The organism is Paenibacillus sp. FSL K6-1318 (assembly GCF_037976905.1).
GTDB classification, from domain to species: Bacteria; Bacillota; Bacilli; order Paenibacillales; family Paenibacillaceae; genus Paenibacillus; species Paenibacillus amylolyticus_A.
Genome location: NZ_CP150270.1, coordinates 1,565,775 through 1,587,885 on the forward strand (window position 1 = coordinate 1,565,775; position 22,111 = coordinate 1,587,885).

Consider the following 22,111-nt stretch of genomic DNA (forward strand, 5'->3'; position numbering starts at 1 on the left):
ATGAGTGCCCCCTTATCAGCTAATCCGTATTCCTATCAAAACATAAAGTACCGCTGTGCCATAGGCAACTCGTCTGCGGGTTCGCAGGTGAGAAGCTCGCCGTCGGCGCGCACCTCATAGGTTTCGGGATCGACTTCGATGACAGGGGTTACGTCGTTATGAATCATGTCTTTTTTGCTGACCGAGCGGCAGCCTTTGACGGGTTCAACCCGTTTTTTCAGACCCAATGACTCTTTGATCCCCGCATCTGCCGCGGCTTGGGAGACAAAGGTGATTGATCCGCTGGCGATGGCGCTGCCATAGGCTCCAAACATCGGTCTGCCAAATACGGGCTGAGGTGTCGGGATGGACGCATTGGGATCACCCATCTGGGCGAACGTAATCATGCCACCTTTAATGACGATCTCTGGTTTAACACCGAAGTAAGCTGGTTTCCATATGATTAGATCTGCCAGCTTTCCAACTTCCACCGAACCGACGAGGTGTCCGATTCCATGAGCGATAGCGGGATTGATAGTGTATTTGGCGACATATCTCTTGATCCGATCGTTATCGGAAGGTGAGTTCGGGTTGAGTTCGAGTTTGCCGCGCTGTTTTTTCATTTTGTCGGCTGTCTGCCAGGTGCGAATAATGACTTCGCCCACTCGGCCCATGGCTTGTGAGTCGGAACTGATGATGCTGAACACGCCAAGATCGTGCAAAATGTCTTCGGCCGCAATCGTCTCGGGACGAATCCGGGAATCGGCGAAAGCTACATCTTCGGGGATGGATGGGTCCAGATGGTGACACACCATCAACATATCAAGGTGCTCTTCTACAGTGTTGCGTGTGTACGGTCGTGTTGGATTAGTTGATGAAGGGATGACGTATGACTCCCCAGCGGCCCGGATAATATCAGGAGCGTGTCCGCCACCAGCGCCTTCCGTGTGGTACGTGTGGATCGTCCGGCCGTTGATCGCAGCCAGTGTATTTTCGAGAAATCCGGTTTCATTCAGTGTATCGGTATGGATTGCGACTTGAACATCATGTTCTCCGGCGGCAGTCAGACATGCATCGATCGCGCTCGGGGTAGTGCCCCAATCCTCATGCAGCTTCAGGCCGATTACACCCGCTTCAATCTGTTCGACTAAAGGTGCGGTGGTGGAGCTGTTGCCTTTACCAAGATAACCAATGTTCATGGGAAAAGCTTCTGCGGACTCCAGCATCCGGTGGATGTGCCAGGCTCCTGGTGTGCAGGTGGTGGCTTTGGTTCCTGTTGCCGGTCCTGTTCCGCCGCCGATCATGGTCGTGACACCGGAGGATAATGCAGTCTGAATCTGCTGTGGGCAGATGAAATGAATATGGGTATCAATGCCGCCAGCAGTTACAATCATGCCTTCACCAGCGATGATTTCGGTGGAAGCACCGATGACCAGTGCGGGATGAACACCATCCATTGTATCCGGGTTACCGGATTTGCCAATGGCGCAGATGTGACCATCACGAATGCCGATATCAGCTTTTACAATGCCCCAATGATCGATAATGATGGCGTTGGTTATAACGGTATCAGGAGTGCCGTCACTTCGCAGAGCAGAGGTGGACTGGCCCATCCCGTCGCGGATAACCTTGCCACCCCCGAATTTGCTCTCATCTCCGTAGACGGCATAATCATGTTCAATCTCTGCCCATAGTTCGGTATCCGCAAGTCTGACAGCATCACCGGTTGTGGGTCCGAACATCGACGCGTATTGCTCACGGCTCATTCGTTTCATGAAGGTTCACCTCCATCTTGCATGGGAGGAGAGAACGTCTTCAGGAATGTCTCCAATTTCTGTGGATCGGGTGCTTGATCCGCAGAACCTTCGGTTAATCCGTTGAACCCGTGAATCTGGCGTTTTCCGCCAAAGGTCGTGAGTTCGACTGGCTTCTCTTCACCGGGTTCGAAGCGGACTGCTGTACCTGCCGGAATGTGCAGGCGATGTCCAAAAGCTGACGTGCGATCAAAGTCCAGTGCTGCATTAACTTCATAGAAGTGAACGTGAGAGCCGACCTGGACGGGGCGGTCGCCGCGGTTGAGGACAATGAGGCGTAGGGTTGAACGATCCGGATGACAGATGATGTCGTCATCTGGCTTCAAGCGATATTCACCAGGAATCATGGTTTCTCCTGCCTTTCTCAGCGTATAGGTTCATGTACGGTAACCAGTTTCGTACCGTCAGGAAATGTGGCTTCTACCTGTACTTCAGGAATCATATCGGCAACGCCATCCATACAGTCTTCGCGTGTCAGGATGGTGCCTCCGTATCTCATTAATTCGGCAACGCTCATTCCATCCCGTGCTCGTTCCATAAGTTCGGAGGTCAACAAGGCGATGGCTTCGGGAACATTCAACTTGAGTCCGCGTGCTCTTCGTTCACGGGCGAGGTTAGCGGCCACGGTAATCAGGAGTTTTTCCTTTTCCTGCTCAGTCCAGTGCAAGGCAATCCGACCTTTCGCTTATAATGTCTGACATGTTCATGGATCATGTTATATGTTAAATATACTCACACAGGGTGAATCCTTTGTCAATAAGCTTCAAAGCTTATTAGCAGTATGCATGAAACGAGTAGGCATGAAATAAAATTATGTAAGCTATATTGACATGAAGAGTGTAACACTCCATAATTTGGATCAACGAACATTTCGGACATAAATGACCTTAATGTTCGTCAATAGACTAAAAAAAGGGAGTGTAGGCTATTGAAGAAGAGGTCGGTCAAGTTATGGAGTATTTTGCTCGGTGCGGTCATTGTGATGACAGGATGTGTGGATGGCGCTGCGCCGCCTGAAGCTTCGGGTTCAGGTGGTACAGGAGAGCCGGCTGCATCCGGGGATACGATTAAAGTTGGCATTCTGCATTCCCTGAGCGGAACGATGGCAATCAGTGAGGTATCCGTTAAGGATGCCGAGATGCTTGCTATTGAAGAGATCAACGCCGCGGGCGGAGTTCTGGGTAAACAGATCGAGCCTGTAGTTGAGGATGGCGCTTCGGATTGGCCTACTTTTGCGGAGAAGGCTGGGAAGCTACTACAACAAGATAAGGTCGCTGCGGTATTTGGCGGGTGGACCTCTGCGAGTCGGAAGGCTATGCTCCCGGTGTTCGAACAGAACAAAGGTCTATTGTTTTATCCGGTGCAATATGAAGGATTGGAATCATCCCCAAACATTTTTTATACAGGAGCCACAACGAATCAGCAGATCGTTCCATCCGTAACCTGGTTACTGGAGAACAGGGGCAAGACATTTTATCTGCTCGGTTCAGATTATGTATTCCCGAAGACGGCCAATCAGGTCATTAAGGCGCAACTCGCGGCTGAAGGCGGCGAAGTGGTGGGTGAGGAATATACACCGCTGGGACATACCGATTACAGTACCATCATTAGCAAAATCAAGGCTGCAAAGCCGGATATTGTATACAATACGCTGAACGGAGACAGTAATGTAGCCTTCTTCAAACAATTGAAGGATGCTGGAATTTCCTCGGATCAGATGACAACACTGTCGGTGAGTGTGGCGGAGGAAGAAATCCGTGGCATCGGCGCAGACGTATTGAAGGGACATCTGGCTTCATGGAATTATTATCAGACAACGGATACACCTGAGAATGCGACATTTGTTGCCAAGTATAAAGAAAAATATGGTGCTGATCGAGTGACAGCAGATCCAATTGAAGCGGGATATGTAGCGGTTTATCTCTGGAAGGCGGCGGTGGAAAAAGCAGGATCAACCGACGTGGAGAAGGTGAAAGCGGCTGCCAAGGGTCTGGAGTTTGATGCTCCGGAAGGTAAGGTAACCGTGGATGGAGAGAATCAGCATATCTACAAAACGGTACGGATCGGTGAGGTGCAGGAAGACGGGCAGTTCAAGGAATTATGGAATTCTGGTTCGCCTGTCAAGCCGGATCCTTATCTGAAAACGTATGAATGGGGAGCTTCCCTCAGCGCTAAATAACATAGAAACCTCGATAACATAGAACCTCGCAATAAAACAGGCAACTCGCTTCAAAGCAGCCAATTCATAGACGAGGGTGTGACAACACATCCTCTCACCGCATTGCGGTAAAGCGTTACTGTGATGTGTTGCTGCCGCTAATGGATATCATGTGAAATATCGAGAGTCACGGTATGGAGGAGGGGATAGCGATGGATATGTTTATCCTGCAGATGTTTAACGGTCTGAGTATCAGTTCGATTCTGTTGTTGATTGCATTGGGGCTTGCTGTAACATTTGGGCTGATGAATGTGATCAATATGGCTCATGGTGAGCTGATCATGATCGGTGCGTATGCAACGTATGTAACACAAAATCTGTTTATGTCCTATGCTCCAGCGGCGTGGTTCGGTGCCTACTTTGTTGTGGCTCTGCCGATTGCGTTCATTGTAGCGGCTCTGATTGGCTGGTTGCTTGAAGTGGTGTTGATCAGGCATCTGTATGGCAGGCCGTTGGACAGTCTGCTTGCGACATGGGGTGTAGGCATGATGCTGCAACAACTGGCCCGTACAATATTCGGAGCGCCGAATGTGGGGGTATCCAGTCCAGCCTGGCTCAATGGGGGATTGGCAATCTCGGATGGCATTGTATTTCCGTATAAACGAATTTTCATTATCGCACTGGTTGCGGTTGTGCTGCTGTGCATGTACCTCTATATCTATCGAACATCTTCCGGAAGACGAATGAGGGCTGTAATGCAGAATCGGAGCATGGCGGGGTGTCTTGGGATTTCGACCCGGCGGGTGGATGGCATGACCTTTGCGATTGGTTCGGGAATCGCTGGAATCGCTGGTTGTGCGTTAACGCTCATTGGTCCGATTGGTCCTTCGCTTGGTACGTATTATATTGTGGATGCGTTCATGGTGGTTGTCCTGGGTGGTGTAGGGAAATTGGTCGGAACCGTGTTCGGTGCACTGGGGATCGGTATGTTCAACACGTTGTTCGAAACCTATACCTCGGCTTCCATTGGAAAGGTGCTCGTGTTCGTATGTATCGTTGCTTTTCTGCAATGGAAACCACGCGGATTGGTCGCGATGCGCACACGGAGTCTCGATTAACATGAAAAAAGGGGGTTAGTTCATGTCAGCATTACTCAAGACTGGCAGTCTGAAAATGAAGATCATCTGGGCGGTTGTACTGATCATGATGTGTCTCGCTCCACTGATCTCCACGGAGTTTCGTCTGAGTCTGTTAGCCAAGTTTTTGGCGCTGGCGATCCTGGCCATCGGTCTCGATCTGATCTGGGGTTATGGGGGTGTGCTGAGTCTTGGACATGGTGTGTTCTTCGGTCTGGGCGGGTACGCGATGGCGATGTATCTGAAGCTTCAGGCTAGCGGAGCAACACTTCCGGACTTCATGGGATGGAGTGGTCTCAGTGGTCTGCCATGGTTCTGGGAACCGTTTCGCTCTTTCCCGGTGGCACTGCTATTGGGGATAGCCCTCCCCGCATTGCTCGCCTTTGCTCTGGGCTGGTTTACATTCCGTAACCGGATTACCGGTGTATATTTTACCATTCTGACGCAAGCCCTGGTTCTCATTACGGTGACATTGTTTGTGGGCAAACAGGAATGGACGGGCGGAACGAATGGCATAACCGGGTATAATTCGATCTTTGGGTTTACACTTCATTCGGCAGGAACGACGATTGCTCTTTACTATATTACCTTGGCTGTTCTGGTGATCGCCTATGTCCTGTGTCGTCGAATGGTAAACAGCCGGTTCGGTCAGGTGCTGGAAGCTGCGCGGGATGGAGAGAATCGGGTGCGGTTCCTCGGATATGATCCGGCAGGATATAAAACGCTGGCTTTTGCTTTTTCAGGTGCGCTTGCAGGCATCGCGGGTATGTTGTTTGTTCTTCAGGTCGGTATTATCTCGCCATCGATGATGGGGATTGTGCCTTCCATTGAGATGGTCTTGTGGGTTGCGCTGGGTGGCCGCGGTACGCTTATTGGAGCGGTCATCGGAGCAGTGGTGCTGAATGCGGCCAAAACAGGCATAAGTGAGGCTTACCCTGAAGGGTGGCTGTTCGTTATTGGTGGGCTCTTTGTAACAGTAGTCTTGTTCATGCCAAACGGAATTGTAGGTGTGTATCGTCATATCGTTCGTTTGCTGAAGCGGAGAGGAGAGAGTGCGCATGTCCAAGTCACTCGGGAAAAACCTAAAGTCTACTGAGGAATCAGAGGTACTGGTAGCTGAGGATATTACGGTAGCCTTTGGTGGGTTCGTTGCTGTCAAAGGCATGAATCTGAAGCTGCATGAACATGATCTGCATTTTCTGATTGGACCGAATGGTGCGGGGAAAACGACGATGCTGGATGTGATATGCGGCAAAACCAAACCCATGTCCGGCTCGGTAAAGATGGCGGATGGTACGGAATTAACAAGACTGAAGGAGCACCAGATAGTTCGCAAAGGGGTGGGACGCAAATTCCAGGCGCCATCGATCTTCGCGGGTCTGACGGTGCAGGAGAATCTGACGCTGGCGGCGGAGACTCGCCGTTCTCCTCTAAAGGCCATCGGTATTCGTCGATATGGAAAAATGAGTGCTGCCATGGAGCATGTTACCCTCCAGATTGCTCTGCAAGACCGCATTAACGCCCGTGCAGGAGCATTATCCCACGGGGAGAAGCAGTGGCTGGAGATCGGCATGTTGCTTTTGCAGGAGCCACGTGTGTTGTTGCTGGACGAACCAGCGGCGGGCATGACGGATGAAGAGACACACAAGACAGGACGACTTCTGCAAGAGATTGCGCGTGAGCGCTCGGTTGTGGTGGTAGAGCATGATATGGAGTTTGTACGAGAGTTTGCAGCCAAGGTGACCGTGATGCATGAAGGGAAACTGCTGAAGGAAGGTACGATGGCGGAGGTACAGGCGGATCCGAAAGTGGCAGAAGTGTATCTGGGCAAAAGGAGGGATGACCATGCTGTCGCTGCAACGAATTGAATCCGGCTACGGGGAAAGCAATGTGCTTCGGGGTGTGAGCTTGGACGTACAGCCTGGGCAGGTGGTGTGTTTGATGGGCCGTAACGGTGTAGGCAAAACGACGTTGATGAAAACATTGATGGGGCTTCTCAAAACACGCAAGGGCAATATTCAGTGGCAAAATCAGGAGTTATCCACGTTGGATACAGCCAAGCGTGCAAGGGCGGGGATCGGTTATGTACCGCAGGGGCGGGAGATTTTCCCGCAGCTTACGGTGAAAGAGAATTTGTTGCTTGGTCTGGAGACAAGTGCACCAGGTGTGAAAATGTTCCCGGAGGATGTGCTGGCGATGTTCCCTGTGCTTGCTACGATGTATGGGCGGCAGGGCGGGGATCTGAGTGGTGGACAGCAGCAACAGTTGGCATTTGCCCGAGCGTTGGCTTCGCGTCCGGGGTTGTTGCTACTTGATGAGCCGACAGAAGGCATTCAGCCTTCCATCGTGGAGGACATTCGGCAGGTTATTTTACAGCTCAAGGCAAAGGGGAACCTCTCGGTTCTGCTGGTAGAGCAGAGTATTGATTTTGTGCGCAGTGCCGCAGATTATATCTATATCCTGGACAAAGGTACCATTACCCTGCATGGGACACCGCAAGAACTGGATATGTCCCAGTTTGAACATCATCTGTCCGTGTAGCTGAAAGTGAGTGTGTGGAGGGAAGAGAAGGTCAGGGTTCAGGAGCGCTTGTCCAGGATATTCGAGTATTTCGGATATAACCGCCGGATGCATTCCGGGCAGATGTCATGGGTGAATTCGGCGTGGGTATGCTTCTCCAGATAACTCTCGACGGAGTTCCAATGTTCCTCTTCGTCCTTGATTTGTTTGCAGACAGCGCAAATAGGCAGTAATCCGCGCAAGGTGCGCACGTCAGACAGAGCCTTCTTCAATTGGCGTTCTGTCTTTTTCTGTTCGGTAATATCCATGTGGGCAATCAAAGCGAGATCGGTATCCAGGTTTGGATTAGCATGAGCTAGAGGGGTGAGTTCCGCACGAAACCACCTCTCTTCGTTGTATACCGTATACACGCAGAGGTCATATGTATGATTTCGATGAAAGGGTGTTCCGCGTTCTTTCAAATTCTGTGCGACAAGTGCCATATTGGCGTTCTTGCCTCGTAATGCCCAGGCTTCCAACAGATGCAGGTAATGTCTATGAATGCTGTTCGCATCCGGGTTCGGTAATAGTTGACCGAGTTCCTGTTCCCAGGCGCGGTTACAACTGTGGATAATCCAATCGTGATCAACGATGATGAGCTGGTGAGTTATGGACTGGAACGACAGCCTCTCCAGATCGGATGTAACATGTCTCATGGATGGGGTCCTCCTTTGGCAGAAATCTTATCTCAGTTCATCTGGGATATCCAAAATATCAGCGACCAGGTGTCTGAATCTAGTTGCTTTGCGTGTGCCGTGAATGAGATTGGACAAGCGATAGGGTGGGATGTCGTGTTGTTCACAAAAGGTCTTCTGGTCCACTTGAAGTTCGGTTAGCCGTCGTTTGATGGCCCATCCGAACGGAGTCACTGGCTTTTTCTTGTTCAAAAGGGTTCACCCCTGGTTAGAATGTAGTATTCAGTCGCCCTTTCTTCATGTAGAATATATAGAAATGCGAGCTGTATATTTTATTATATACGTAAATCCGTCATCTAACAATTAAAAAAGACGGAAAAAAGTGTATTTTGTGATGTAAAATGGCGTAAATACGTTAAATAAACCAATAAAATGACAAAAAACACGTCGGCAAGGAGGTTGCCGCGTGTTTTTTTTGTTTGTCTGAATGAAGGGGACAGGTGTAGGAGGAAAAGGATTAGGCTCTGTAGGCATGAAGTCCAGCTCCAAGCATATGGAAACTGGGGAAAAACGATTTCATGGACATCGAGGTTGGCTGTGCCAGTCCATCCGCAGCCGAGGCGCTGACGGTATTCCATTCATTCTCCAGATCTGCGGCCAGGCGGACCATCAGATCCTTGGTGGTATCGGTGTTCAGGGGAATGACTTTGGAGGCTTCGGTTATGCAGGCATTCATGGCTGAATGCAGATAACCAAGAACCGCCTCCGGGGCCGGGATATCGAGGTGGTGGTTAATCCAGGCATGAACAGTGGAGAGGCAGCCAACCGAATCGTATTTGGCGAAGATCTGTTCGAGCTGACTGAAATCAATCCAGGGGTGCAGAGCGCGTGCGAGTCTGATCAATCGTTTACCCATGGTAGCAGCTTGTTCTCTGAGATCTCCAGGAGTTCGCTGAACATGGACGAGCTTGTCGATCAGAGCTATCCGCCAAGTGTCCTTTTGATCTGCTGCGGTATAGATGCCTTTGATGGCCATACCTTCAAGACGAACGATGCTGGGATGCAACTGACAACGCATGAATGATTCGAGATCTTCAGCATTACGAATGGTACCCTCCTTGATATGGATATCCATGCCGAAGGAATGGGTGAACCCTCCAACCTGAATAGAGGAATCAAGCAGTTTGACATAATCGAGCAGCTTATTCCCACGGTTCACAATCATTCGCCTCCTGTGTTCGTTAAATGTCACTTTAAGTAACATTTATATTTCTTTTTGTTTGCTTTATGTTTAAAAATCCGAATTATATGATAGTTATCATCCCATAAACGTCCGCTTTTTGTCAATAGTATGATTTATATTCAATGTATTAAATCTTTTATTCAATATTTGTGTTATTTTATATAACATTTAAAGTTAAATATTTGTGAAATATAGGGAGGACTATATATAAATGAATCAATAAGATCGGCTCTAGCAGGAAAGAGGGGATCGAATCTAATAATATGCAGTTCATGGGTAAAGATGACGAGAATATGCGATTTTTGATGAAAATGCCTAGTTGAAAAAGAAGTATTAAAAAACACTTTACTTTTAGAACAGAACCCGGTATAATCAATTCTGTTGCCAATTATTTACGACATGCGGTCGTGGTGGAATGGCAGACACGCTATCTTGAGGGGGTAGTGGGCGTATGCCCGTGGAGGTTCGAGTCCTCTCGACCGCATCATACGAACGATGAAGAAGAAGCTTTCCGTTATTGGAAGGCTTCTTTTTTTGTCTTTTTTGAACAGTCTGACATCGGGGTTGAAAAAAAGGCCATCCATTATCGGAGGTAATGGAGCTCTACCTTTCCGGCTACGGGTGGCCTGTGTATTATTTTTGGAGTAAGTTCTTGATATCTTCTTCAATCTTGTCAGGTGTTGTTTTGGGAGCATAACGTTTCAGTACCTGGCCGTTCTGATCTACGAGGAATTTGGTGAAATTCCATTTGATTGCTTTGGAGCCGAGCAGGCCAGGAGCTTCTTTGCTAAGGTGTTGAAAGAGAGGGTGAGCGCTTGAGCCGTTCACATCAATTTTCTCAAACATGGGGAAGCTCACGCCATAATTCATCTGACAGAACTCGGCAATATCGTCGGAAGAACCTTTTTCCTGTGCAAACTGGTTGCTTGGAAAACCAAGAACTTCAAATGGAGCATCTTGAAACTTGTCTTGCAGTTCTTGCAGACCTTTGAATTGAGGGGTAAGTCCGCAGGAGCTTGCCGTATTCACAATCAGTAGCACTTTGTCACGGTAGTCGGACATTTCAACTTCTTGACCGCGAAGGGTATTCACTTTGTAATCGTAGACTGTCATCTAAATCGCCTCCATTGGTATACTCTTATATCTTCTATTATATTGGTTGCAATTAAATAATGCAAAACTAATGTGGTGTTAAAAGAATCAAAACAGGCAAGTTGTGCAGAATACGTGAATGAATTGCGAAGTGATTTTCGTCAGAGTGAGAATTAGATAGCCTTGGAGAGATGGATAGAGTAAAACATTGTTGTAAGCGTTATTATGAATGAGTATTGGCAGAAATCTGCCGATTCGGTGATCTGTGCGGACTTTACACCGTCTTAACGCGGGTGTATGATTCATAACGTAATTTCAATTTAAACTAAATTGTACTTGAAAAACGAAACAAACGATAATATCGCTCGATCTTACTTTAAGATATACGAACGATGTTTTAATCGCTGAGTTTCCATTCATTGATGAGTGGGAAACGGGGGAACCAACGGAATGCACTGTCCAGGACAGTAGGCATTCATGGGGTGAATTTTCCGGTGACAGCCGGAAATAGGGCGACTCTCGCGCCCGAATCCGTCAGCTAACCTCGTAAGCGTTAAAGGGAGAGGCAACAAGCCGTACGCTGGTTCATGGTGTTTTCGCCATGGGTTATTTAAGAAGCGTTCGGGAGGCCTTGGTCCCCCACGCTTCTTTTTTGTTGTCTTTTCACGCCAAGGGAGGAACGAATGATGGATACTGAGATGATCTTAGTGACTGCTCCAAATGAAGCAGGACGTAAATTTATCAAATTGCTGATGTACAAAAAAATGCCGTTTGCCGTTCTAACCAACAGTGCAGGGGAAGAGCGGAGACTCCGCAGAATTGGGGTAGAGCATGTCATTCGCATGAATACGGCTGCAGCTCAAAAATGGTTTTTGCCGCAGGGTAGCGTAGGCAATGTGTTTATTTTCGAGAACAGCCTGAATCTGACCTGTCGTTATTTGCAGATCTGCCGTTCATGGACATCGAAATCCCTGTGCGTCATCACGGAGCAGAGTCATCCAAAGGGTATCTATCGCGGGATGGGCGCAGACCGGATTGTATATTCGCTCAATGGGGAAGTCGGCTTTCTCCTCAATGGTTAATGCCATAGCTTGTGATTGCTCAGGTGTAAGGTGCCTGTTATAATTGACTGTATTAGAATCAATTTCAGAATTCACTCCAGGTATTATGAGATTGATTCATCGATAAACGGAAATTTGAGGAGACTCATGCAGGATGGTGAGTCTTCTTTTTTATGCTTACAAGGAGGAATTGGCGTGCCGGATGTGAGTGGGTTAAAGTGGTTATTTTTTGATGTTGGAGATACGCTGGTGGATGAATGGGAGCCGGTTGATGATATTATCGGACAGTTCGTCCGTGAAGCTTGTGCTTTAGGGTATCCAGTGAAAATTGAGGCGGTACGCGAACTGTTCGCGAGCTGTTACCGGAAATATGAGCAATGGCCCATGAGAGTGGCTATTCGCACATTCATTGAAGACGAAGGCCACCGGAAACAGATTCAGGACAAGCTGAAGTTTCAAAAAGATCTTGAACGTCCTTTTCCTTCAGCGGATTCCGTTCTTCAGCAATTGTCACGGTATTATCGTATTGGCATTATTGCCAATCAGAGTCCCGGAACAGAAGAGAGACTGGAGAGTTACGGATTACGGAAGTATGTTGACGTTCTGGCCTGTTCGGCTGAAGAAGGGGTATCCAAGCCAGACCCTGAGTTATACGCTGTAGCCTTGAAACAGGCAGGCTGTGAACCGGAGGAAGCCGTCATGGTTGGGGATCGGATCGATAACGACATTATACCTGCCCGGAAGCTGGGCATGCGTACGATTCGAATTATGCAGGGTTACGGAAGATTCCAGCCAGACCGATCGGATGACGAACGTGCGGATTGGACCGTTGATTCATTGGATGAACTCCTGCCGTTACTGGTGCCCAATCAGGATTAGATAATTGTTTATTGGAGTTTAGCGTTTTACTATAAAAGGAAACACGTTGCTGTACTGCAACAATAAAGGCTGATCAACTTGGTATTGAATACCGGAGTTGATCAGCCTTTTTAGTATTTGGTCGATAAGAACGAGATTAGAATAACCGAATCGTCTGAATGATCAGATATACATTCAGCACAACAATAACAGCGGCAATGACCCATGAGATGATTTTTAGCCACAATTTGTTGGCGAATGCACCCATGCTCTTTTTATCACTCGTGAACATCACCAGGGGAATTACAGCAAAAGGTAATTGAAGAGAAAGCACGACCTGGCTCAAAATCAGCAGTTCTTCTGTGCCGTGTTCTCCTGCAATGGCTGTGACAATCACCGCCGGGATGATGGCGATCAGACGTGTGACCAATCTGCGCAGCCAAGCCGGAATACGAATGTTCAGGAAACCTTCCATGACAATCTGCCCAGCGAGTGTACCTGTAAGGGTAGAGTTCTGACCTGATGCTAACAGCGCGACACCGAACAGGATACTTGCAACCGTAGTACCCAATAGAGGGGTCAGCAGATGATAGGCATCAGCGATCTCGGCAACCTGTGTCATACCAGCACTGTGAAATACAGCGGCAGATACAATCAGGATAGCCGCATTGATGAACAGGGCAAGTGTCAGTGCGATTGTCGAGTCCATGGTCGAGTACCGAATGGCTTCTTTTTTACCCTGTGGTGTCTGTTCGATCTGACGGGTCTGCACAATGGAAGAATGCAGGTACAGATTATGCGGCATCACGGTCGCTCCTATAATACCAATGGCGATATAGAGCATAGCCGGGTTTTGCAGAATCTCGACATTCGGTACAAAACCATGGAGCACACCGCCCATATCGGGTTTCGCCAAGAACAGGTCGATCCCGAAGCAGAGGGCAATGGTTGCCATCAGCACAATGACGAGTGTCTCCAAAGCGCGGAAGCCTTTGTTTTGCAGGACGAGTATCAGGAGTACATCAACTGCGGTGATGATCACGCCGTATAACATGGGGATGTTAAATAGCAACTTCAACGCGATGGCAGAACCTATGACTTCAGCCAAATCAGTGGCTGCAATGGCAAGCTCACACAGAATCCATAACATCATGACGACGGGCATGCTAAAACGTTCGCGACAGGCTTGAGCCAGATCCCGTCCAGTGACGATTCCGAGCTTGCCAGCCAGCGATTGAAGTACAACGGCCATCAGATTTGAGAGCAGGATGACGGATAGCAAGGTATACCCAAACTGCGAGCCGCCTGCAATATCTGTTGCCCAGTTGCCGGGGTCCATGTAACCTACGGCAACGAGGTATCCGGGGCCTACAAAGGCGAGGAATTTCTTCCACCATGCAGCATTCTGCGGAACTTTCATGGAACTATGTGCTTCTCCAAGGGAAGGGGCCATGCCCGCAGTAGATAATGATTCTCTTGAAGGAGCGTTGAATGGATTTTTTTTACTCATACGATAATCACCTGACTTTGAAATATTGATGCGGAATGAACCGCTTATGATATATCTAAATTTTTATGTTTATTGTTACATTGTACTCCTTCAAATGTTTTTGTCTAGTGCAACTTTTATGTATCAGCACAAAATTCCGATTGCAGCTTGAAGATGCCCCTTCGTATATTACCCAACCTTAGAGAAAATACAGCCATGAAGTTGAAATGCATGAAAATAATAAAGATGTAAAAGCTGATAAAGATCCAAAATACGTTTCAAAATGAGCCAGAAGTTTAAATTGAAAGGAAGACAGTTAAAAATTATATTGATGAGGGAGAGATTCTTAATGGAAGCTTTATATACAGCAGTAGCGACAGTTAAAGGTGGACGTACAGGTTCAGTGACTTCTTCGGATGGTGTGCTCAAGCATGATCTGAAAATGCCCAAAGAGCTTGGTGGTTCCGGTGGTGAAGGTACCAACCCTGAGCAACTCTTTGCGGCTGGATATGGCGCCTGTTATGAAAGTGCTCTTGCCAATGTAGCACGCAAAGCGGGTGTGAAATTGGAGAATGTGGTGGTTACAAGTAACGTATCCATTGGTAAAGACCCTGCGGATGACGGTTTCCAGCTGTCTGTTCGTCTGGACGTTAGTATGCCTGGCGTGGATCACAGTCAAGCAGAGGATCTCGCCCGCAAGGCGCATGATTTCTGTCCCTATTCCAAAGCAACACGCGGTAACATTGATGTTGTGTTAAACGTGGTCTAAGATCTGACTCCCGGAAAGTAACGGGGAACATATAGAGCAGGGTATCCTGGATACCTGATGTTCAAGTACAAAGCCCTGCTGGCATTCGGCAGGGTTTTGTGTTGATTATAATATATGGACATGATGCAGGAGATTAGATGCCAGATCGCGTACTATTTTACATAATTGCACTCCCACTTCATGCTACACATTCCATAAAGGGGGAACGAAGATGAGTATTGAAGAGATGATCGAGCGGCGATTTGTGTGCACAAAATGCAGAGGCACGGATTGTAACATTAAGGAAGTTTCCATGTCAGGAGCAGGTCTGAGCAAGGTGTTCGATATTCAGCATAACCACTACCTGTTTGTGGGCTGTGCTTCCTGCGGGTATGTTGAAGTTTTTGATCCGGATGTGTTGAAAGGGAAAAAACAGGGGCAAGTCGGGACGATTCTGGATATTCTGTTTGGCGGGTAGACATGCGCGAGTTGACATTGATCTGAATTTTCTTTAATATAACTTAGTACTGAGTAGTGTCATTGCATGAACCAAATTTGAATTAAACAGGTGATATCCATGTCTTATAGACCGCGTATTGCAGATTTAGAATTAGCTTATGGTAACAAGGAAGACGGATTGTATGAATTCAAAATGAATTTGGTAGACGGTACAAAATGCCGTGTATTCTACACCCGTTCCCCGGAATGGAAGATGACCAATATCAGCCGTCTGCAGAAAACCCCTTGTCCAGTATGTCGCAAAGATTTCATTTGCAAATGTATGGACCAGTGGGCAAGTGACCTGCATCAACAGATGATCGATGACCAATGGATGGAAAAGGCAGTTACGGAGTAATTGTCGGACAGATACGAGCGTGGGCACAATGCCTGCGCTCTTTTTCTTTATATTTCCGATTAATGCTTGTTCAAAAAGAGCGGTGTTCAGTCTTTTTGAACTACCTCTAGAAATAAATTTAGAATTGGTGAACAAAGTGACTCAGATTGGGTAAGTTACTCTAACCGCAACAATAGGAGGCAGCCAATATGACAGCAAATCAAACAGATGTGCATCAGGGACATCCCATCGTACTGGTGGATGGCGTCTGTCACTTCTGCCAGGGCTTAACCAAGTGGATTATTAAGCGTGACCCGGAAGGGAAATATCATTTTGCTTCTCTTCAATCCGATGTAGCCAAGGAATTGCTGGAGAAAGGCAATTTGTCGACAGATAGTATGGACACCTTTGTTCTGATTGAAAATGGAAATTACTATACACGTTCGACCGCTGCGCTACGATTGGCGAAAGGTCTGAAGTTTCCTTATCCATTGTTATATGTGTTCATGATCATACCGAAATTTATTCGTAATGCAGTCTATAACTGGGTTGCGCGCAACCGTTATCGTTGGTTTGGCAAGGATGAAGCGTGCATGTTGCCTACACCGGAGATCAAAGATCGGTTTTTGTGATTAATAACGGGAATTGTTGGGTAATCACTACAGATCATATCTATTTTGGGAGGACAACAACTTGAAGAAGTGGACTACAATATTTATCGGGGCATTATTAGCAGTGAGCTTGGCAGCATGCGGTAACGACACAGATAATACGGCAACGCCGCCAGCGACTAACAACGAAACGTCTAACGAGGGCAATACACCTGCGGAGCAGGAAACAAAGATCCCTACCCTGGACGAGTTGATTACCAAAACCAATGCAGCTACCAAAGAAATGAAGAGCTTCACAACCGAAGCAAACATTGATCAGAATCTGAAACTGGATGCTGGTGAACAGTCCCAGGATCAACAGGTTAAAACATCGCTCAAGATGGATATTATTAAAGATCCAATGATGATCTATCAAGAAATGAATATGGAAATGTCCGGCCAGGAAGCACAGAACGTGAAGCAATATATCACTTCGGATAAAATCTACTCCCAAGTTGGGGATCAATGGGTTGCAATTCCTGAAGCTCAAACGAGTGAACTGATCGAGCAGATGAAAGCAAGCATGAATCCCGAAGGTGAATTGGAGCAATTCAAAAAGATCGAAGAAGATACTGAAGTGACCGAAGAAGGCGACAATTATGTAATTAACGCTGACGTATCCGGTGATAATGTGAAGGAACTGGCCAAAGCCGTGATGGAGCAAAATGGATCGGATGCCCAGATGCAAGCCATGCTTGATCAGATGAATATCACCAGCATGAAGATGAAATATATGATCAACAAAGAAACCTACCTGCCTGCAGGTACGGACGTAAACATGGTCATGGAGATGGAACAGAATGGACAGAAAATGACGATGGACATGAAGATGACGAGTACATTTTCTAACCACGATCAAGTGGAAGAGATCAAGATTCCACAAGAAGCATTGGATAGCGCTAAATAAATGGGCTATGCCCATTGATATGCTGAAGATCATTTAATGTGGCAAGCGAGCATCACTGTATGCCGTTTGCAGGGCACCTCTGAACTAGATCTGTGTAAGCCGAGAGGTTTACCCGATTGAATTCAGGGGTGTTTTTCTTTTTAACGGAGATTATGGTCAGGGTTCAAGGTGTTATAGTATAGTCATATTTAATTAGAGAGGGGGATATAAAAGATGATTGAATATGCACACATCCACCATGTTAGTCTGGCTGTACGTGATCTGGAAATCGCGAAGAAGTTCTATTCGGGTTTACTGGGCATGCAGGAGATTGAACGCCCAGCCTTCCGCTCTACGGGTACATGGTACGCTATCGGAAATCAGCAGCTTCATCTGCTTCAGCACCCGGAGGGTCACACGCTGCGCGAGGCTGGTATTGATACAACAGACGGTCACTTTGCGATCTGGGTCACCAGTTATTCAGGGACTATAGCCTGGCTGGAGCAGCAGGGGATTGAGTATGAAGCGAGACCTGACAGTGTGGCTGGATTCGCACAGATTTTTGTACTTGATCCTGACCGTAACATTATTGAGTTTGATTCACCCTATCAATCCTAAGGGAAAGGGTTAGAATAAATCCCTTGCTCCACCAGAAATTGTATGCTATATTATCCATACATTCATAGCACGTGACGGAAGCACCGTCCATATACTGCATACTTATGCGGTTATTGGACGGTGCTTTTTTGTGCTTTTTGACAGGGAGGGAAGGAGAAATTGATTGTACTGAAGGCAGTGCTGGTATCCAAAGACAGAGATTACATTAGTGCCTGGCTTGATTATGTGCAGGGAAATTCGTCTGGTCACCATGTGCGTTTCACGGCGTTCTCCCAATGGGATTCGTTCAGGGATCACATGAATGAGCAAGAGGGTCGGGAATTGCCGGATTTGGTTATTGCAGAACCGGAATTTCTGGATAACTGGCTACGCAACGGCGGAGAGGCATCGGGTGTACCTTGGTTGATGCTTAGTGAAGGGATGGATGAGGTGGATGAGGCCAAGCGGCTGATGAAATTCCAACCTTTGCCCACTTTGCTGGAGGCCGTGATGCATGCTTGTCGGCAGCCACGCCGCAAGAAGATGCATCGCCCGGGACAGGAGACTCTCTCTATCGGTGTAGTATCCGCTTCGGGTGGAAGTGGCAAAACGTCAGTGGCCCTGCATATGGCGAAGCAGTTGGGGCTCGCAGGTTATGCTGTTCTCTATCTAAATCTGGAGACGCTGGATAGCACGCTCCCGTTTCTGGAGAAGGGACTTTCCAGAAGTGGGCAGCATCACCCGGATGCGGAGACGGGGCTGTCACGTCTGCTATACGATCTGAGGGTAGGCAGAAAGGAATCTGGCAAGCAGCTACAGGTGCAAGCGAAGGCTGTGGATGGATATGTGATCCGGCATGAAGCGCTGAAATCCGATGTATTCTGGCCATTATCGAATCGGAAAGAACTGTTGCAGATGACTCGTGAGGATACGTTGAATCTGCTACGTTATTTGATTGAATGTGGACAATATGATGTGCTGATTCTGGATGGGGATTCCGGATGGGATGGGCGCAGTGAAGGGGTGCTGGATGCAGCAGATGCGCTCGTCTGGCTGGTTGAAGATGATATAGCTGCCATGCATCGATGGGGACAATGGTTACAGCATGCTGAGCGTACGAAGCCAGATCTGTACGAAGGTGTGCTGGACCGTTCACGCTTTGTGGTTAACAAATATCGGGACAATGTCGTCAATTCACTTCCACGGCCTGATCTGCATCTGGATGCAGTTTTACCCTATATTCCTTCATGGAAGCAGCTTAGTCAGGAGGAGGTCATGCTTAGTTCTCCAATCTTCCAACGCGAAGTGAAAAGATTATGTGCCCTACTGGTACAAGATGGCGAAGAAGAATTGAAGCAGACGGGGCGAATTCAGAAGCAGGATCGGTGGGCGTTATGACGGAGTCAGCCAATCGAATATTGGATCGTGAAGAACATTTTCAGATCATGCGCAGGGAGGTCAGGGCAGGCCTGGATTTAACCTCTTCCGCTGGGGATGATGAACTGTGGCAGGGGATAGAACGCAAAGTTCTCACTGACCCGAAGCTGGATGATTTGACCTCCGGAGAGCGTCATACACTGGTACAGCGATTGTTTGATTCCTTTCGTGGATTGGATATTTTGCAGCCGCTTGTGGATCATCCTGATATTACGGAGATTATGATCAACAGTCACAAGGAGATTTTTGTGGAGCAGGAAGGTGAAGTCAGCCAGATCACTCTAGAATTTGAGTCCAGGGAACGGCTCGAGGATATTATTCAGATGATTGTGTCCGGGGTAAACCGGATTGTGAATGAGTCTTCTCCGATCGTGGATGCCCGGTTAAAGGATGGATCGCGGGTCAATATCGTGTTGCCGCCCATTGCCTTGAAAGGTCCTACGATGACGATTCGTAAATTTCCGAGTGAGCCGATGAAGATGTCTGATCTGATTGCTAAGGGAGCCTTGCATGAAGAAGCCGCAGAACTGTTGCAACAGTTGGTACGGAGCAAATATAACATTTTCATTGGAGGTGGAACTGGATCGGGAAAAACGACCTTTCTGAACGCCTTATCTCAATTCATTCCTGCCGATGAGCGGATTATAACGATTGAGGATTCGGCTGAGTTACAGATTGTAACGGTACCGAATCTGGTATCGCTGGAAACTCGAAATGCCAATACCGAAGGCAAAGGGCAGATATCTATTCGAGATCTGATCAAGTCCTCCTTACGGATGCGACCGAACCGGATTGTCATTGGAGAAGTCAGGGGCGCAGAAGCTTTGGATATGTTGCAGGCTATGAACACAGGACACGATGGATCGTTATCAACTGGGCACGCAAACACGATCTCCGACATGATCAGCAGACTTGAAACGATGGTGCTGAGTGGTGCGGATCTTCCGATTGCGGTTGTACGACAACAGATTAGTTCGGCAATCGATATTTTCGTGCATCTGTCCCGGCTGCGAGACCGCTCACGGCGGGTGACGGAGATCAGCGAAGTGATTGGCATACAGGACGGTGAGGTCCTGCTGAATCCGTTGTTTCGTTTCCAGGAACAAGAAGAGCGTGAAGGCAAAATTATTGGTGGGTTAGTACAGGTTGGAAAGTTGAATCAGGTGGATAAAATTCAGATGGCGGGGCTTGGGGAATGGCTGGATGAATACATAGAACAATATAGTGTTGAATTAAATTCATCAGATAACAACGTGAATTGAAGTTATTGGAAGGTGATTAATGTTGGGTGAAGCCAGACAGATGTTGACGGATTACACCGTATATACGCTTTCCCGGAGACAACGAATGGTCTGTATGCTGATTAGTGGTCTGCTGTTCTTTGGAATCGGAATTCTGTTCTACCATCACTGGTTGGCTGGAGCAATTCTGGCTGCGGGCTGCATATGGGTACCAAAACATTGGACTAAGGTACTGCTGGAACGAAGAAGAATGACACTCAGTTTACATTTTAAGCAAGCGTTATATGCATTATCTTCGGCACTGGCCGCAGGTAAATCGGTGGAAAATGGATTCAAGGAATCGGTAGAGGATTTGCGGATGTTGAACCCGGAAGTGGATACCGACCTGATTCGTGAGTTCACGATATTGCGGACACGGATGGAGTATGGACAACCGATTGAAGAGGCGCTACAGGATTTCTCGGATCGGGCGCAGATTGAGGATATTACGAATTTTGCAGACGTGTTCATTACGTGCAAACGAACTGGCGGAGATCTGGTTGAGGTCGTCCGTCGTACATCTGCGGTAATTGGTGAGAAGCTGGACATTCAGCAGGATATTATGGTCGCGGTATCGCAGAAAAAGTTCGAATCGAAGGTGATGTTTGCCGCTCCATTTATTTTTCTGATATTTCTCAATCTGACCGCCAAGGATTTTATGGAGCCGCTATATAGCGGGATGGGATATCTCATCTCTAGTGGTGCATTGGCAGTACTGGCCTACTGTTATCTGTGGGTTACTCGAATTATGGATATCAAAGTATAAGGAGCTGAAACGATGCTGTTTCCCGTTATAGTCGTAGGGATGCTCGGAGCGGGATGGCTTGTGCTGGATCGAACCCGGGGACAGACCTACCGGCATCTGCGCAAGCTGGATATGGAAGGATTACGACTGAAGAAACTGCATGGTCCTTTCCTGTTTATATTGGACAAGTTCGAGATTGGACGCAGATTGCCTGTGCTCATGTTTCGGATGCAACATGCCATTCAGAAAATGTATGGCATACAGCACAGTGGAGAGAAAACGATGCTCTATTGCGCAGAAATGTTGACCTATACGTGGCTCATGTTGCTGGTAGGTTGTCTGTTAACACTCGTTGGAGATATGGGCATTGGAGGCATGGTAGGTGGACTTGCGTTGGGTATCGCGTTACCCTTTGCACTCTATAAAGACCTCCATACGAAGGTCCAGCGGAGAGATCAGGACATCCTCATGGAGCTGCCCGAGCTGTTGAACCGAATTGTTCTGCTGGTGGGCGCTGGGGAGACCGTTCAGCGTGCCATCGTTCACTGTGTGACAAGCCAGGGAGAACGGGCTCATCCGCTGTACAACGAACTCAGAAAGACCGTGGGGGATTGGAATAACGGTTATTCGTTTCAACAATCTTTTGAACAGTTCAGCCGCCGCTGTGGCGTGCAGGAAGTGACGATTTTCACGACGACGGTGCTGCTGAATTTCCGACGTGGAGGAGGTGACTTTGTATTGGCGCTGCGGGATCTGTCACATGTGTTGTGGGAGAAACGCAAGGCTATCAGTCGGGCGAAGGGAGAACAGGCTTCTTCCAAACTGGTGTTTCCGATGGTACTGATCTTTTTTACGATTGTGGTCATGATCGGTGCACCTGCTTTTATGATGATGAATATGTAGGAGGAA

25 protein-coding genes, 1 tRNA gene and 1 riboswitch are annotated in these 22,111 nt (G+C 47.8%); of the genes, 18 read left to right on the forward strand and 8 right to left on the reverse strand.

Annotation, left to right across the window (positions count from 1 at the left end; genetic code table 11):
* Positions 1 to 35 precede the first annotated feature (35 nt).
* Genes ureC through NYE45_RS06775 form a run of 3 tightly spaced genes read right to left on the reverse strand, consistent with a single transcriptional unit; the run spans position 36 to position 2,460 of the window.
* Complete coding sequence (ureC, locus tag NYE45_RS06765) at positions 36 to 1,754, reverse strand: urease subunit alpha (protein WP_340016118.1); 1,719 nt, start codon at positions 1,752 to 1,754, stop codon at positions 36 to 38.
* Positions 1,751 to 2,140, reverse strand: a complete 390-nt coding sequence (locus tag NYE45_RS06770) for an urease subunit beta (protein WP_340016119.1) — start codon at positions 2,138 to 2,140, stop codon at positions 1,751 to 1,753. Before NYE45_RS06770 ends, ureC begins: the two co-directional genes overlap by 4 nt.
* A gap of 17 nt (positions 2,141 to 2,157) precedes the next feature.
* Positions 2,158 to 2,460: an urease subunit gamma gene (locus tag NYE45_RS06775; RefSeq protein WP_062833121.1), complete on the reverse strand. Its 303-nt coding sequence runs from the start codon at positions 2,458 to 2,460 to the stop codon at positions 2,158 to 2,160.
* Positions 2,461 to 2,721: 261 nt separating this feature from the next.
* Here NYE45_RS06775 and urtA point away from each other — a divergent pair, with 261 nt between their 5' ends.
* The 5 genes from urtA to urtE all read left to right on the forward strand — a co-directional run bounded on the left by urtA (position 2,722) and on the right by urtE (position 7,628).
* Positions 2,722 to 3,972 carry an urea ABC transporter substrate-binding protein gene (gene urtA, locus NYE45_RS06780; protein ID WP_340016120.1) on the forward strand — a complete coding sequence of 417 codons (1,251 nt, stop codon included), beginning with the start codon at positions 2,722 to 2,724 and terminating at the stop codon, positions 3,970 to 3,972.
* A 191-nt stretch (positions 3,973 to 4,163) separates the two neighbouring features.
* Entirely contained in the window at positions 4,164 to 5,069 is a 906-nt protein-coding gene (gene urtB / locus NYE45_RS06785; RefSeq protein ID WP_340016121.1) for an urea ABC transporter permease subunit UrtB, read from the forward strand.
* A 22-nt stretch (positions 5,070 to 5,091) separates the two neighbouring features.
* Positions 5,092 to 6,183: an urea ABC transporter permease subunit UrtC gene (urtC, locus tag NYE45_RS06790; protein ID WP_340016122.1), complete on the forward strand. Its 1,092-nt coding sequence runs from the start codon at positions 5,092 to 5,094 to the stop codon at positions 6,181 to 6,183.
* Positions 6,146 to 6,955 carry an urea ABC transporter ATP-binding protein UrtD gene (gene urtD, locus NYE45_RS06795; protein ID WP_340016123.1) on the forward strand — a complete coding sequence of 270 codons (810 nt, stop codon included), beginning with the start codon at positions 6,146 to 6,148 and terminating at the stop codon, positions 6,953 to 6,955. The genes urtC and urtD overlap by 38 nt, the downstream gene beginning before the upstream one ends.
* Positions 6,933 to 7,628: an urea ABC transporter ATP-binding subunit UrtE gene (gene urtE / locus NYE45_RS06800; protein ID WP_340016124.1), complete on the forward strand. Its 696-nt coding sequence runs from the start codon at positions 6,933 to 6,935 to the stop codon at positions 7,626 to 7,628. The genes urtD and urtE overlap by 23 nt, the downstream gene beginning before the upstream one ends.
* A 38-nt stretch (positions 7,629 to 7,666) precedes the next feature.
* Here urtE and NYE45_RS06805 read toward each other — a convergent pair whose 3' ends face one another.
* From NYE45_RS06805 to NYE45_RS06815, 3 genes are all read right to left on the reverse strand, one after another.
* Positions 7,667 to 8,302 (reverse strand): hypothetical protein, encoded by a 636-nt coding sequence (locus NYE45_RS06805; protein WP_340016125.1) that lies wholly within the window; start codon positions 8,300 to 8,302, stop codon positions 7,667 to 7,669.
* Between the two features lie 27 nt (positions 8,303 to 8,329).
* Positions 8,330 to 8,533, reverse strand: a complete 204-nt coding sequence (locus tag NYE45_RS06810; RefSeq protein ID WP_169480108.1) for an XRE family transcriptional regulator — start codon at positions 8,531 to 8,533, stop codon at positions 8,330 to 8,332.
* 265 nt (positions 8,534 to 8,798) lie between these two features.
* Complete coding sequence (locus NYE45_RS06815) at positions 8,799 to 9,500, reverse strand: urease accessory UreF family protein (RefSeq protein WP_340016126.1); 702 nt, start codon at positions 9,498 to 9,500, stop codon at positions 8,799 to 8,801.
* A 425-nt stretch (positions 9,501 to 9,925) separates the two neighbouring features.
* Between NYE45_RS06815 and NYE45_RS06820 the strand changes: the two genes are divergently transcribed.
* Positions 9,926 to 10,008: transfer RNA gene (locus NYE45_RS06820), tRNA-Leu, on the forward strand.
* A 149-nt stretch (positions 10,009 to 10,157) separates the two neighbouring features.
* On the opposite strand, the gene NYE45_RS06825 is transcribed toward NYE45_RS06820, so the two are convergent.
* Positions 10,158 to 10,637, reverse strand: a complete 480-nt coding sequence (locus NYE45_RS06825) for a glutathione peroxidase (RefSeq protein WP_076330010.1) — start codon at positions 10,635 to 10,637, stop codon at positions 10,158 to 10,160.
* A 371-nt stretch (positions 10,638 to 11,008) separates the two neighbouring features.
* Positions 11,009 to 11,184: riboswitch (cyclic di-AMP (ydaO/yuaA leader) on the forward strand.
* Positions 11,185 to 11,302: 118 nt separating this feature from the next.
* Between NYE45_RS06825 and NYE45_RS06830 the strand changes: the two genes are divergently transcribed.
* Entirely contained in the window at positions 11,303 to 11,698 is a 396-nt protein-coding gene (locus NYE45_RS06830) for a hypothetical protein (protein WP_017690008.1), read from the forward strand.
* Positions 11,699 to 11,872: 174 nt separating this feature from the next.
* Positions 11,873 to 12,556 (forward strand): HAD family hydrolase, encoded by a 684-nt coding sequence (locus NYE45_RS06835; RefSeq protein ID WP_340016127.1) that lies wholly within the window; start codon positions 11,873 to 11,875, stop codon positions 12,554 to 12,556.
* Between the two features lie 136 nt (positions 12,557 to 12,692).
* On the opposite strand, the gene NYE45_RS06840 is transcribed toward NYE45_RS06835, so the two are convergent.
* Positions 12,693 to 13,988 carry an Nramp family divalent metal transporter gene (locus NYE45_RS06840; protein ID WP_145149016.1) on the reverse strand — a complete coding sequence of 432 codons (1,296 nt, stop codon included), beginning with the start codon at positions 13,986 to 13,988 and terminating at the stop codon, positions 12,693 to 12,695.
* Between the two features lie 385 nt (positions 13,989 to 14,373).
* On the opposite strand from NYE45_RS06840, the gene NYE45_RS06845 reads away from it, so the two are divergent.
* From NYE45_RS06845 to NYE45_RS06890, 10 genes are all read left to right on the forward strand, one after another.
* Positions 14,374 to 14,793: an organic hydroperoxide resistance protein gene (locus tag NYE45_RS06845; protein WP_017690005.1), complete on the forward strand. Its 420-nt coding sequence runs from the start codon at positions 14,374 to 14,376 to the stop codon at positions 14,791 to 14,793.
* A gap of 211 nt (positions 14,794 to 15,004) precedes the next feature.
* Positions 15,005 to 15,250 (forward strand): zinc ribbon domain-containing protein, encoded by a 246-nt coding sequence (locus NYE45_RS06850; protein ID WP_340016128.1) that lies wholly within the window; start codon positions 15,005 to 15,007, stop codon positions 15,248 to 15,250.
* 99 nt (positions 15,251 to 15,349) lie between these two features.
* Positions 15,350 to 15,628 carry a hypothetical protein gene (locus NYE45_RS06855; protein WP_036610814.1) on the forward strand — a complete coding sequence of 93 codons (279 nt, stop codon included), beginning with the start codon at positions 15,350 to 15,352 and terminating at the stop codon, positions 15,626 to 15,628.
* Between the two features lie 188 nt (positions 15,629 to 15,816).
* The gene (locus NYE45_RS06860; RefSeq protein ID WP_340016129.1) at positions 15,817 to 16,239 is read left to right on the forward strand and encodes a thiol-disulfide oxidoreductase DCC family protein; all 423 of its coding nucleotides are present in this window, start codon (positions 15,817 to 15,819) and stop codon (positions 16,237 to 16,239) included.
* A gap of 61 nt (positions 16,240 to 16,300) precedes the next feature.
* A complete protein-coding gene (locus tag NYE45_RS06865) occupies positions 16,301 to 17,164 on the forward strand; it encodes a DUF6612 family protein (RefSeq protein ID WP_145146476.1) in 864 nt (287 codons plus the stop codon).
* Positions 17,165 to 17,377: 213 nt separating this feature from the next.
* Positions 17,378 to 17,761, forward strand: a complete 384-nt coding sequence (locus NYE45_RS06870) for a VOC family protein (protein ID WP_340016130.1) — start codon at positions 17,378 to 17,380, stop codon at positions 17,759 to 17,761.
* 159 nt (positions 17,762 to 17,920) lie between these two features.
* A complete protein-coding gene (locus NYE45_RS06875; protein WP_340016131.1) occupies positions 17,921 to 19,138 on the forward strand; it encodes a ParA family protein in 1,218 nt (405 codons plus the stop codon).
* Complete coding sequence (locus tag NYE45_RS06880) at positions 19,135 to 20,439, forward strand: ATPase, T2SS/T4P/T4SS family (protein WP_340017323.1); 1,305 nt, start codon at positions 19,135 to 19,137, stop codon at positions 20,437 to 20,439. The genes NYE45_RS06875 and NYE45_RS06880 overlap by 4 nt, the downstream gene beginning before the upstream one ends.
* A 19-nt stretch (positions 20,440 to 20,458) precedes the next feature.
* Positions 20,459 to 21,223: a type II secretion system F family protein gene (locus NYE45_RS06885; protein WP_340016132.1), complete on the forward strand. Its 765-nt coding sequence runs from the start codon at positions 20,459 to 20,461 to the stop codon at positions 21,221 to 21,223.
* 12 nt (positions 21,224 to 21,235) lie between these two features.
* The gene (locus NYE45_RS06890) at positions 21,236 to 22,105 is read left to right on the forward strand and encodes a type II secretion system F family protein (protein ID WP_340016133.1); all 870 of its coding nucleotides are present in this window, start codon (positions 21,236 to 21,238) and stop codon (positions 22,103 to 22,105) included.
* Positions 22,106 to 22,111: the final 6 nt, after the last annotated feature.